This is a genomic window from Pseudomonas sp. FSO-7 (genome assembly GCF_059579345.1).
Map to the genome: position 1 here is coordinate 3,852,681 of NZ_CM184193.1, position 12,925 is coordinate 3,865,605.

10 protein-coding genes and 1 tRNA gene are annotated in these 12,925 nt (G+C 61.3%); 6 read left to right on the plus strand and 5 right to left on the minus strand.

Annotated elements, in window-relative coordinates; genetic code table 11:
• Window positions 1–162 precede the first annotated feature (162 nt).
• From xylG to AC515T_RS16710, 4 genes are all read left to right on the plus strand, one after another.
• On the plus strand, window positions 163–1,719 hold the full coding sequence (gene xylG, locus AC515T_RS16695; protein WP_496529223.1) for a D-xylose ABC transporter ATP-binding protein: 1,557 nt from the start codon (window positions 163–165) through the stop codon (window positions 1,717–1,719).
• The gene (locus AC515T_RS16700) at window positions 1,720–2,856 is read left to right on the plus strand and encodes a sugar ABC transporter permease (protein WP_496529224.1); all 1,137 of its coding nucleotides are present in this window, start codon (window positions 1,720–1,722) and stop codon (window positions 2,854–2,856) included.
• A gap of 83 nt (window positions 2,857–2,939) precedes the next feature.
• Window positions 2,940–3,551 carry a LysE family translocator gene (locus AC515T_RS16705; protein ID WP_496529225.1) on the plus strand — a complete coding sequence of 204 codons (612 nt, stop codon included), beginning with the start codon at window positions 2,940–2,942 and terminating at the stop codon, window positions 3,549–3,551.
• 22 nt (window positions 3,552–3,573) lie between these two features.
• Window positions 3,574–4,713 carry an epoxide hydrolase family protein gene (locus tag AC515T_RS16710; RefSeq protein ID WP_496529226.1) on the plus strand — a complete coding sequence of 380 codons (1,140 nt, stop codon included), beginning with the start codon at window positions 3,574–3,576 and terminating at the stop codon, window positions 4,711–4,713.
• 51 nt (window positions 4,714–4,764) lie between these two features.
• On the opposite strand, the gene AC515T_RS16715 is transcribed toward AC515T_RS16710, so the two are convergent.
• The 4 genes from AC515T_RS16715 to AC515T_RS16730 all read right to left on the minus strand — a co-directional run bounded on the left by AC515T_RS16715 (window position 4,765) and on the right by AC515T_RS16730 (window position 8,697).
• Window positions 4,765–6,591, minus strand: coding sequence for a hypothetical protein (locus AC515T_RS16715; protein WP_496529227.1), 1,827 nt, complete (start codon window positions 6,589–6,591; stop codon window positions 4,765–4,767).
• Between the two features lie 113 nt (window positions 6,592–6,704).
• The gene (locus tag AC515T_RS16720; RefSeq protein ID WP_496529228.1) at window positions 6,705–7,061 is read right to left on the minus strand and encodes a hypothetical protein; all 357 of its coding nucleotides are present in this window, start codon (window positions 7,059–7,061) and stop codon (window positions 6,705–6,707) included.
• 25 nt (window positions 7,062–7,086) lie between these two features.
• A tRNA-Lys gene (locus tag AC515T_RS16725) sits at window positions 7,087–7,159 on the minus strand.
• A gap of 257 nt (window positions 7,160–7,416) precedes the next feature.
• The gene (locus AC515T_RS16730; RefSeq protein WP_496529229.1) at window positions 7,417–8,697 is read right to left on the minus strand and encodes a serine/threonine transporter; all 1,281 of its coding nucleotides are present in this window, start codon (window positions 8,695–8,697) and stop codon (window positions 7,417–7,419) included.
• Window positions 8,698–9,072: 375 nt separating this feature from the next.
• Between AC515T_RS16730 and AC515T_RS16735 the strand changes: the two genes are divergently transcribed.
• Together AC515T_RS16735 and AC515T_RS16740 are read left to right on the plus strand one after the other, a co-directional pair.
• The gene (locus AC515T_RS16735) at window positions 9,073–10,026 is read left to right on the plus strand and encodes a 2-hydroxyacid dehydrogenase (RefSeq protein ID WP_496529230.1); all 954 of its coding nucleotides are present in this window, start codon (window positions 9,073–9,075) and stop codon (window positions 10,024–10,026) included.
• Window positions 10,027–10,410: 384 nt separating this feature from the next.
• Window positions 10,411–11,364: an MBL fold metallo-hydrolase gene (locus tag AC515T_RS16740; RefSeq protein WP_496529231.1), complete on the plus strand. Its 954-nt coding sequence runs from the start codon at window positions 10,411–10,413 to the stop codon at window positions 11,362–11,364.
• Between the two features lie 124 nt (window positions 11,365–11,488).
• Here AC515T_RS16740 and AC515T_RS16745 read toward each other — a convergent pair whose 3' ends face one another.
• Window positions 11,489–12,919: a diaminobutyrate--2-oxoglutarate transaminase gene (locus AC515T_RS16745; protein WP_496529232.1), complete on the minus strand. Its 1,431-nt coding sequence runs from the start codon at window positions 12,917–12,919 to the stop codon at window positions 11,489–11,491.
• Window positions 12,920–12,925 lie beyond the last annotated feature (6 nt).

The following is a 12,925-nucleotide window of genomic DNA, read 5'->3' on the forward strand; positions in this document are numbered from 1 at the left end:
CGCGAATGCGGTGCATCAGTCTGCATTGATGTGACTGACCCACCGCATTCGCGAGCAAGCCCGCTCCCACAGGGACTTTGCCTGACTCTGGCATTAGGGTGCGGCTGGTCCCACGGCCCCCCCACCTGCGTATGTGTGAGCCCTTTTTCATGAGCCCTTGCCATGTCCGACTACCTGCTGCAAATGAACGGCATCGTCAAAACCTTTGACGGTGTCAAAGCCCTGAACGGCATCGACATCAAGGTCAGGCCGGGTGAGTGTGTCGGCCTGTGCGGTGAAAACGGCGCGGGCAAATCCACGCTGATGAAAGTGCTGTCGGCGGTCTACCCTTACGGCACCTGGGAAGGCGAAATCATTTGGGACGGCCAGCCGCTCAAGGCGCAGTCCATCAGCGAAACCGAAGCCGCCGGGATCGTCATCATTCACCAGGAACTGACCCTGGTCCCCGACCTGTCGGTGGCCGAAAACATCTTCATGGGCCACGAGCTGACACTGCCCGGCGGACGCATGAACTACCCGGCGATGATCCACCGCGCCGAGGCCCTGATGCGTGAGCTCAAAGTGCCGGACATGAACGTCTCGCTGCCGGTTTCCCAGTACGGCGGTGGCTACCAGCAACTGGTGGAAATCGCCAAGGCACTGAACAAGCAGGCGCGGCTGCTGATCCTCGACGAACCCTCCTCGGCCCTGACCCGCTCGGAAATCGAAGTACTGCTGGACATCATCCGCGACCTCAAGGCCAAAGGCGTTGCCTGCGTGTACATCTCCCACAAGCTCGATGAAGTGGCCGCCGTGTGCGACACCATTTCGGTGATCCGCGATGGCAAACACATCGCCACCACCGCCATGGCGGACATGAGCATTCCGAAAATCATTACCCAGATGGTCGGCCGGGAAATGAGCAACCTCTACCCCACCGAACCCCATGACGTCGGCGAGGTGATTTTCGAGGCGCGCCACTTCACCTGCTACGACGTCGACAACCCCAAGCGCAAACGGGTCGACGATATTTCGTTCGTCCTCAGGCGCGGGGAAATCCTCGGCATCGCCGGGCTGGTCGGTGCCGGTCGCACCGAACTGGTGTCGGCACTGTTCGGCGCCTACCCCGGCCGCTACGAAGGCGAAGTCTGGCTGGGCGGCCAACGAATCGACACGCGCACGCCGCTCAAGTCGATCCGCGCGGGCCTGTGCATGGTCCCCGAAGACCGCAAGCGCCAAGGCATCATCCCAGACCTGGGGGTGGGCCAGAACATCACCCTGGCGGTGCTGGACAACTACGCGAAACTGACCCGCATCGACGCCGAAGCCGAACTGGGCAGCATCGACAAGGAAATCGCGCGCATGCACCTCAAGACCGCGAGCCCGTTCCTGCCGATCACCAGCCTCTCCGGCGGCAATCAGCAAAAAGCCGTGCTGGCCAAGATGCTGCTGACCAAACCCCGCGTGCTGATTCTCGATGAGCCCACCCGCGGCGTGGACGTCGGCGCCAAATACGAGATCTACAAGCTGATGGGCGCGCTGGCGGCCGAAGGCGTGTCGATCATCATGGTGTCCTCGGAGCTGGCCGAAGTCTTGGGGGTTTCCGACCGCGTCCTGGTGATCGGCGAAGGCCAGTTGCGCGGCGACTTCATCAACCACGAACTCACCCAGGAACAGGTGCTCGCCGCCGCGCTCAGCCATCCCGATGGCCATAACAATAATGATCGGAAGTCCGCGTAGATGAATCAGGTCAAACAGCTGTTTTCCCGTTACAAAATGCTCGCGCTGGTGATCGCCGTGGCGCTGATCTGGCTGTTCTTCAGCTGGCAGACCGACGGTGGGTTCCTGACCCCGCGCAACCTTTCCAACCTGCTGCGGCAGATGTCCATCACCGGGATTCTCGCCTGCGGCATGGTGCTGGTGATCATCAGCGGCGAGATCGACCTGTCGGTGGGCTCGTTGCTGGGGCTGCTGGGAGGCCTGGCGGCGATTCTCGATGTGGTCTATCACATCCCGTTGCTGGCGAACCTCAGCCTGGTGGCCTTGTGCGGCTTGGTGATTGGCTTGGGCAACGGCTACATGACCGCTTACCTGCGCATTCCGTCGTTCATTGTCGGGCTGGGCGGCATGCTCGCGTTTCGCGGCGTCCTGCTGGGCGTGACCGGCGGCACCACCATTGCCCCGGTGTCACCGGAACTGGTCTACGTCGGCCAAGGTTACTTACCGCATACGGTCGGGACCGGGCTGGGCATCCTGCTGTTCGCCCTGACCCTGTTCCTGACCTGGAAACAGCGACGCAACCGCGCGCTCCATGGCCTGGCGCCTCACTCCATGGTGCGTGACGTGTTGCGCGTGGTGGTGATCGGCGCGGTGTTGGCCGGGTTCGTCTATACCCTCAACAGTTACGATGGCATCCCGGTACCGGTGCTGCTCCTGCTGATCCTGCTGGGGGTGTTCAGCTACGTCACCAGCCAGACCGTGTTCGGCCGCCGCGTCTACTCGGTGGGCAGCAACATGGAAGCCACGCGCCTGTCCGGCATCAACGTACAAGCGGTGAAGCTGTGGATCTTCGGCATCATGGGCGTGATGTGCGCCCTCGCCGGTGTGGTCAACACCGCTCGCCTGGCCGCCGGCTCCCCCTCGGCGGGCAACATGGGCGAACTCGACGCCATCGCCGCCTGCTTCATCGGCGGCACCTCCATGCGCGGTGGCTCCGGCACGGTCTACGGTGCGCTGCTCGGCGCGCTGGTGATCACCAGCCTGGACAATGGCATGTCCATGCTCGACGTCGACAGTTATTGGCAGATGATCGTCAAAGGCAGCATTTTGGTGCTGGCGGTGTGGGTGGATGTGAGTACGCGGACAGGGCGGCGTTGAAAAGTCGCTTTGGCAAAGTCAACTCGACCACGGGTTGACTTGATGCCATATTGACCCGATTCGAAATCGGGAGCGCCTGCGCCATGCCTGCCACTTCTTCAATCTGGTTATTTGTCATTCCCTTCGCCATCGCCGCCGCGATTCCTGGGCCGGCGCAGGGTGCGCTGATCGGTCAGGTCGTATCACGCGGTGGCAAGAGCTGCCTGCCGTTCGTGACCGGTATGGTTGGCGGCAACGCCTTGTGGCTATTGTTGGCAACCACCGGCCTGTCGGCGCTGGCACTGAGATACGAGCATGTTTTTATCGCCGTGAAATGGGCCGGCGTGGCTTATCTGTTATTCATCGCCTGGAAGTTGTGGTCGGCGAGTGGTCATGCAATTGAGGCCCCAACTGAGCGTTCAGCCAGTCGCGGATTACTTGCCGGTGCGCTGCTGACCCTCAGCAATCCCAAGGCGGTTATCTTCTTTGGCGCGGTCCTACCCCATGCGTTCGATCTCGCATCGCTGACGCTTGGACAGGCATTGATGATTACCGCGCTGGGCATCGCGATAGACCTGATCATTCAGTTGGGCTACGTGTTCACCGGTATCCGGATCAAGGGCGCCATACAGTCACCTAGCGCCATGCGGCGTTTGAATCGCACATCAGCGGGCCTGATCACCGGTTGTGCGAGCTGGATGGCGGTTTCCAGGTAACGGCCCGGTATTAGGCGTAGTCATGCTTATCGACCCCTTCTGGATCGACATCCCTGAAAGCGCGCTTGAAGACCTGCGATATCGCCTGCGCAATGCCAGACTGCCGGAACCTCTGGTCGGGCAAGGTTGGCGCGAAGGCATGGACATGGAGGTGCTTCGAGCGCTTCTGGCACATTGGTCGACCACCTTCGATTGGCGCGCCCAGGAAGCGGCGCTCAATCGCTTGCCGCAATTTGTCGCCAACATCGACGGGCAAAGGGTCCACTTCATTCATCAACGTGGCGTCGGGCCGAAGCCGATGCCGTTGATCCTCACCCACGGCTGGCCCGGCTCTTTCATCGAGATGCAACGCATCATCCCGCTGCTGACGGACCCCGCCAGCCATGGGGGTGATCCTGCCGACGCCTTCGATGTGGTGGTGCCGTCGCTGCCCGGCTACACCTTTTCCGCACCGTTCCAGCAATCCGGCATGGGGCCCTGTGAAGTGGCGGGTTTGTGGAGTGAACTGATGAGCGGGCTGGGTTATGAGCGGTTCGGCGCCCAGGGCGGGGACATTGGCGCGGGCGTGTCGATGTGGCTGGGGGCGCGTTTTCCCGAACGGGTGACGGGCATTCATCTCAACTACGTCCCAGGGTCCTATCGCCCTCCCCTTGGCGAAACCGAGCCAGTGCTGACCGAGGCCGAAACGGCTTTCCTGCAACGCGCTGCTGCCTTTGCCGATGCCGAAGGCGCCTATGGGCACCTTCAGCGAACCAAACCACAGAGCCTGGCCGTGGGCCTGAATGACTCGCCTGCAGGGCTATTGGCGTGGATGGGGGAAAAGATCCTGTGCTGGTGCGATGACAGTCCCCCTATTGACCGAGAATGGTTGCTGACCAATGTCACCCTGTACTGGCTGACGCACTGCATCGGCTCGTCGTTTCGCCAGTATGTGGAAGGCAGCAAACGGCCGTTGCAGTTCAACAGCGGCGAGCGTGTGAAGCCTCCCGTTGGGGTCGCGCTGTTTCCCAAGGAGCTGCCCATGCCACCCAGGAGTTGGGTGGAGCGCTGCTGCGAGGTGAAGCGCTGGACCGAGATGCCTCGGGGTGGTCATTTTGCCGCGTTGGAGCAGCCGGCGTTGTTGGCGGAGGATATCAGGGCGTTTTTTCGGACTTGGCGTTGATCGAGTCGAAGATGTTCCTGGGCCTTAATCGCCCGCCCTTTACTGGACTCTTTATCGCAGCCAATGCGCCTCAGTTGTCCACCCCAGAAAAACACGCGCACCTTCGGCGGTTGGTTCATGTTGCGGCAGGCGATGGCCCGCTGCCGCCATGCGCAGTCCCATCATCACAGGTAGGAATTTCTCCCGGAAAGCACCTGGCTGCCGAGCGTAATGCGCTTCGATCCCCTCGATCGCAAGCCCCCTTTCGGACTCGTCGAGCACAGACAAGTAAAAAATCATCTGGCGCCAGGCGTATGCGGTGTTCTTGAGCATGATCAAGCGCCCATGATAGTGCTCTATTCGCATCTGCTGACGCCTGCAGATCCATTCAAAACAGACCTGGACGAGTGAACTCAAGCGCGGATAAAGCAGTGTTTTCAAATCAAGCTCGCAGAACAGCATTGAGAGATTCTGCGTAGTCAATATCTGCTGCTGCTCAATGAGGGTGCCATTGGTTGCGGGACGCCAAGTATTAAGCTCTGCGTTTGCGCGCCGCGCGCACACGGTTGTCAAAGCGTCGCGGCTTGTTGACGAGCGACTCCAGAAGGGTTGGGGCGCTCTCGATCTGGGTCTATCGGGAAGCGTCGCCAGCCCGTCGGTATCAATATCGTAGTAACGGGCGTACAGGGTGCCTGCCAGCGCCTTGGCCGCACGCCTGGCGGCGTCGATGAACTTGTTTGAAAACTCTCCCATGAATATGTCCGAAGCGACTTCGTCCACGAATGGAAGATCCAGCCCGGCTGTTTCGGCGAGGGCACGCAGTTCTTTTAGCAGCTTGTTGGGAAGAATCGCCTGGGGGAAGGCAGATAGAGTCAATGCCGACGACTCGATAAGTGCCTGTCGGGCAATATCCGCATCGACGAGGTCACTTGGGCGATAGCCTTCGATGGCCGCGACCCAGGGCAACTCGCCCAGCCTGACCTGGCTTTGCAGATTGAGCAATAACAATGAGCGGCGCTGGCGAAAGGCACGATAAGTAGCGGCGTATAGATTACCCAATGCGGGATCGGAAAATCCGGAGCTACGTATTTCAGCGGTCATCGCTGGCAACACTCGCGCGACGGTGTCGCCCGAAGTAATCAAGCCATGATCGATCAACTCGGCAATCGTACCGCTACGGCAGCGCTCTACGCGCCGGCGAATCGCCTGCGGAAGATCAGCCCCGCCCGTCAGGGCAAATACGTTGGCTTCTTCAGTGGTGATCGGTTCAAGCAAAGGAGTCAGATCCGAGACGCCATCGTTGGCCGGATACTGCTCCATTCGCGCAGCAACGGCCTTGGCGATAACGTGATGACCCGGCGCCGATACATGCTCGCGCTGCTTTGACCGGTACTCACGATGAGCGCTGGAGTCGGGCAGACCATGCTTGCGCACGAAATCATCAACAATCTGACGAATGCGACCGACTTGACGGCCTGTAAGCGAGCTCGAATCGCCAGAGCATTGTTCGAGCAATGCAAACAGTTCCCAGAGGCGTCGCTTGGAAGCCCCTACTGTGTGACCTTGCGCTTCGCGAACGGCATTGAACCGAGTACAAAGCGAAGCGGCCTGCTCGTGCCATCCCTCTGGGTAAACCTTGCACGGCCACTCGTCCTGATAAGTCAAAAGGAAGTGGGACACGGCAGTGTCGTACAGGGGCAAGCAGACTTCGATAACCTGTTTCTGGACCGCCACACGTGGTTGACCGCGCAACTTCAAGAGTCGCTGCCGAATCTCACCGATGTCAAAGACATGTATCTGCGCCGCGGAAAACTGCAGCTTTTCACAAGGTGCTGGAAAGAAGCGCAGGCGGTCGAAGAAGGGTGTGATCGTTTCGATGAGCGCCCAGGCCTCGTCCACTCGCTGTTGTCCTAACAGCCAAGCCACACTCAGCAGGGCGGACTCTTCTGGAACATCGACTCGGTAATTGCCCTTCGCCAGATACCCCCGCAATACTTCGAGCCCTTCATCCGTCAGATACCATGCATTGATACCCAGACGCTCGAAGCCGGAACGGATACCCGGGATCGATGCAGCCAGTGCTCGCTCAGGTCACCACCCGCCAGCAAGCGCCCCGTGGCAAAGCCGCCAGTAGCGACCTCCAGCGTCACCCAGACGGGAATATCCGCCAGCGGCATACGCGATCCGTACTGCGCAGTACCCTGCACTGCATGCGCCAGCACCTGCTGCCAGCGTGCAATCCGCTGAACCGCTTTGGCGTGGTTTTCTGACTCAGGATCAGTGCCTTGGGCGATGAGGGCCTTGGACAATTGAAAGACCGCATAGCCCACGCCAAGTGTTCCGTCAGAACCCGTATCGTCCCTGAGCATGCGTTCTCTTGACCTTGCGATGTAATGGGTCGGGGGCTGGATTCGAACCAGCGCCCACCCGGTTAAGAGCCAGGTGTTCTACCGCTGAACTACCCCGGAGCGGAGCGGGCATTGTCGGTCAGCATCGCTCAGATGTGAAGACCTTTGGATGACAGAGTTGGCAGGTGATCCATGCCGGCTGGTTTACGACAACTGCGCAGCCGAACGGGGCGGTACGACGTGTCGCCCAATCCCCTCGCCACAGGGGATGCGTGTGTCCTACAGGTGAGCTTGCTCGCGATGAGGCCAGCACATCCAACATCTCCGCGAACTGACACACCGCCTTCGCGAACAAGCTCGCTCCCACAGGAACAGCCTACGCCAAGAGGGAGTAAACCAACGCGGTAATCGCCACCAACCCCACCAGCACTACAAAGACATTCGACGCCTGGCCACGATAACGGGCCATGGCCGGGACTTTGCGAATGGCATACATCGGCATCAGGAACAGGATGGCCGCGATAACCGGCCCGCCCAGGGTTTCAATCATGCCCAGGATGCTCGGGTTGAGAGTGGCGACGATCCAGCACACCACCAACATGAACGCTGCGGTGAGGCGGTCCAGGGTCTTGGGTGCCGGACGGCGGCCGCTCTTGACGATCAGGCCCTTGAGGCCTTCGCTGGCGCCAATGTAGTGCCCCAGGAACGACTTGGAGATGGCGACAAACGCAATCAACGGTGCGGCAAAGGCGATGGTCGGGTTGCTGAAATGGTTGGCCAGGTACGACAGGATCGACAGGTTCTGCGCCTTGGCCTCGGCCAATTGCGCCGGGGTCAGGGTCAGCACGCAACTGAACACGAAGAACAGCACCATCACCACCATCAGCACATGGGCGCGGGACAGGATCTGTGAACTGCGCTCCTCGGCGTTATCGCCGTAGCGACGTTTCTGGTCCACCGCAAACGCCGAGATAATCGGCGAATGGTTGAACGAGAACACCATCACCGGGATCGCCAACCACAAGGTATGCAACAACGCCGAAGGTGCAGGCGGCGTCGACGCCGTGCTCAGAATACCACCGCTCCAGTGGGGAATCAGAAACACCGCCAGAAACAGCAGCGCCACGATGAACGGATAGACCATCAGGCTCATGGCCTTGACGATCGCCTGCTCGCCGCAGCGGACCACCGCCAGCAGGCCCAGGATCAGCACCAGGGACAACACCGCCCGAGGGGGCGGCTGAATATGCAACTGATGCTCCAGGAAACTGCCCACCGTGTTGGTCAGCGCCACGCTGTAGATCAGCAGGATCGGGAAAATGGCAAAGAAGTACAAAAGCGTGATCAGCGCACCGGCCTTGAGGCCGAAATGCTCTTCCACCACCTCGGTGATGTCCGCGCCGTCGCGACCGGACAACACGAAACGGGTCAGGCCACGGTGCGCATAGAACGTCATGGGGAATGCCAGCAATGCCAGGATCAGCAGCGGCCAAAAGCCCCCCAGACCCGCATTGATGGGTAAGAACAGAGTGCCTGCACCGATGGCGGTGCCAAACAGACCCAGCATCCAGGTGGTGTCCTGGCGACTCCATTGGCTGAGGGTGGCTGGGACTGTCGTTTCAAAGCGCTCTTCGACGCTATTGGCCTGATCATTCATCCGGTCGGATCTCCGCTTTCCGGTCACATGCACCCGGCCGGGACGAGTCGGAAAACCCCGACAGGCAGCGCCCTGGCCGAAACAGGGGCGCGATTGTCCGGGATTCACGAGCAGAAGCAAAGACTTAGCTGAGGAGCGGTTATGCGGATCAGATCACTGCCATAAAATTATCCCTGTATTTCCCTGAACTCCCTGTGGGAGCGAAGTACAACCGCCAGAGACAGGTCGGCTGTCAGGCCGCCATCGCGGGCAAGCTCACTCCCAGAAGGAGGACGCCGCAACCAAAATGCACATAAAAAGCCAAGCCCCCCTGCCCCCGGCTCCTACAATCAGGTTGAATACCCACGATCGACCCAGCGCCCACAGGAGCCCAGCATGACCGCAACCGTTCTGGTACTGGTTGAAACCGTCAATGAATACCTGCCGATTCTCGAGCGGCAGGGTTACCACCTGGAATTGGCGCCCACGCCGGCCGAACGCAAGACAGCGATTTTCGAACACGGTGAACGCTTCAGCGCGGTACTGACCCGCGGCCCCCTGGGTTTGACGGCGGAAGAAATCGCCGCCCTGCCCAACCTGCAAATCATCTGCGTGATCGGTGCCGGTTACGAGCAGGTGGACCTGCAGGCCGCACGCCAGCGGGGCATCGTGGTGACCAACGGCGCCGGGGTCAACGCGTCGTCGGTGGCCGACCATGCCATGGCGCTGCTGCTGGCGCTGGTGCGCGACATCCCCCGGGCCGATGCGAGTGTGCGCCGTGGCGAATGGGCCAAGGTCATGCGCCCTTCCCTGGCCGGCAAGCGCTTGGGCGTATTGGGCCTGGGCGCGGTGGGCATGGCCATTGCCAAGCGGGCCGCCCTCGGCTTCGACATGAGCGTCAGCTACCACAATCGCCGGATGCGCAACGACGTGCCCTACACCTTCTGCGCCACGCCCACGGAGCTGGCACGGGTCTCGGACTTCCTGATCGTCGCCACGCCCGGCGGCCTGGATACCCGGCAGTTGATCAACAAACAGGCCCTCGACGCCCTGGGGCCCCATGGTTTCCTGGTGAATATCGCCCGGGCCAGTGTGGTCGCCACCGCCGACCTGATCAGCGCCCTGGAGCAGCGGCGGATCGCCGGCGCGGCCCTGGACGTGTTCGATCACGAGCCCGAAGTGCCGGAGGCGCTGAAAAACCTGCCCAACGTCGTACTGACGCCCCATGTGGCCGGCCTGTCGCCGGAAGCGACGCGGGGCACGGTGGAGTTGGTGGGCCAGAACCTGAACGCGTTCTTTGCCGGTAAACCCGTGTTGACGCCGGTGCCGCTACCCGACGCGCAGCGTTAAAGCAGGCGTGCTCGCGAAAGTGGTGGGTCCGCTTGAATCGATGTCGATTGTGCCGCCGCCATCGCGAGCAAGCTCGCTCCCACAAGGGGCCTGCGTGAATACAAAACGCCTGAACACCTCCAGAGCCCTGTGGGAGCGAGCGTGCTCGCGAAAGCGGTGGGTCTGTTTGCATCAATGGCGCAAGTGCCACCGTCTCCCCGGCTCACTGAATACCCATACCTTTTGCTGGGGTCAATCACGCTAAAGCACCTGCGCGACATACCCACGTATGGTATCGAACGTGGTCCGGCCCCATGCAGACTCATTCTCCAGCGACACCCACTTTCTCATGCCGAGAAAGGCGGCTTTCGCCAAATCCCTGAGCCAAGCCTTCGGAGAACGACCATGACCACGCATTTGAACGCCCCTGCTGCAAAGGATGGAATGCATCCGGATTCAAACATGAGCTTGCACGCGACCTCGTACGAGGAGTTGGTCCCTTCGCGTTACGCGCTGAAGATTGGTGAGATCGACGTACTGGTGGTCAGTGATGGGGTATTGCCGCTGCCGACCGCGACGATGTCCACCAATGCCGACCCAGCCGCCCGCGCGGCCTGGTTCAAGGACATGTTCCTGGGCCCGGACGCCTTCGATTGGGCACTGAACGTGTTGGTGGTGCGTAGCGGCGAACAGACCATACTGGTCGATGCCGGGCTCGGCGGCCAGTTCCCCGGGTTCCCACGGGCCGGGCAGTTTCCCAAGCGCCTGGCCGCCGCCGGGATCGATCTGGCGTCGGTGACCGACGTGGTGATTACCCACATGCACATGGACCACATTGGCGGGCTGCTGGTCGATGAGGTGAAGAGCCGGCTGCGTCCAGACCTGCGGATCCACGTGGCAGCGACCGAGGTAGCCTTCTGGGCGGCGCCCGATTTCTCCCTCACCTCCATGCCCTCGCCGGTACCGGACGTGCTGCGCGCCACCGCCGGACAATTCATGAACGACTACCACGACAAACTGCGCACATTCGAAGAAACCTACGAGGTCGCCCCGGGTGTGGTCGTCAAGCGCACCGGCGGCCATACACCAGGGCACAGCGTGGTCCACGTGACCTGCGGCGAGGAGCGCTTGACGTTCGCTGGCGATGCCTTGTTCCCGGTCGCCTTCGACCACCCCGACTGGCACAACGGCTTTGAACATGACCCTGAAGAATCGGTCCGCGTTCGGGTCCGCCTGATGCAAGAAGCGGCGGCGTCCGGTGAGCTGCTGGTCGCCACTCACCTGCCATTCCCCTCCGTTGGCCGGGTGGCGGTCGACGGTGACGCCTTTCGTTGGGTAGCGGCCTACTGGGACTACTGATCCCGCGTTCACCACAAATCCTTGTGGGAGCTGAGCTTGCTCGCGATAGCGGTGGGTCAGGTTGCACTGATACTGAATGTGCCGCCGTCATCGCGAGCAGGCTTGGCTCTCACACTGCGGCATTTCACGCGATGTGCAACGCCCTGCCCTTGACCTCCACGAGGGCATTGGCCAGGGCAACCTGGAACAGTTCAACCAGCACGTCGACTTCCTCGGCCTGGATGATCAATGGCGGCAGGAACCGCACAACGGCACCATGGCGCCCCCCGAGCTCCAGAATGACGCCCAGGCGCAGGCATTGACGCTGGATGGCCTGGGCCAATGCCGTATCGGCTGCCGGGACACGACTGTCGTTCGCCGCGTCGCTGACGATTTCCACACCCACCATCAGCCCGCGGCCGCGTACTTGGCCCAGGCACGCATAGCGATTTTGCAACTGGCGCAGAGCGCCCATGAGTCGTTGCCCCATGACCTCGGCATGTCCCGGCAAGTCTTCGCTGATGATATGGCGCAGCGTCGCAGCCCCCGCTGCCATCGCCATTTGATTGCCGCGGAATGTGCCGGCATGGGCACCTGGTTTCCAGGTATCCAACTCTTCGCGGTACACCATCACGGCCAACGGCAGGCCACCACCGATGGCTTTGGAGAGTACGAGGATATCGGGCTCGATATCCGCGTGCTCGAAAGCAAACAGTTTGCCGGTACGACCCAGGCCGGTCTGGACTTCATCAATGATCAGCGCCACGCCAAACTTACGGGTCAATTGGCGCAAGCCCTGGAGCCAGCGTATCGGCGCCGGGATCACGCCGCCCTCGCCCTGCACGACTTCGACCACCACCGCCGCGGGGGGCAGCACACCCGATTCCGGGTCGCTGAGCAGTTGCTCGATAAAGTGCAACCCGGCATCGACACCGGCTTCGCCGCCGATGCCGAACGGACAACGGTAGTCATAGGGATACGGCAGGAATTGCACATCGGCCATCAGCGAGCCCAGTGCCTGTTTCGGCCCCAGGTTGCCCATCAGACTCAATGTTCCCAGTGTCATCCCGTGGTAGCCGCCCGAGAACGACAGAATCGGTTTACGTCCGGTGGCCGTCCTCGCCAGTTTCAATGCCGCCTCGATACCATCGGCCCCGGTCGGACCGCAGAACTGGATGCGCGCATGACGGGCAAAGTTTTCCGGCAGCGCATTGAACAGGTCTTCGACGAAGCGATCCTTGACCGGTGTCGTCAGATCCAGGGTGTGCAAGGGCAAGCCGGAGTCGAGCGTCTGGCGCATGGCAGCGATGGCTACCGGGTGGTTATGCCCCAGCGCCAGAGTCCCCGCCCCCGCCAGACAATCCATGAACAGTTGACCCTGGGTATCACGAACATAGAGGCCATGGGCCTCTTGCAGCGCCAACGGAATACGCCGCGGATAAGACCGGGCATTCGATTCACGGGCCGCCTGGCGCTGAAGATACGGGTTGGTGTTCAGTTCACGCGGTGCTTGCTGACGAAACTGTTCCAGCGTGAAGGTTGCGCTGGATGATAGACGGGGCTGGACGCTTTCCATATTGAA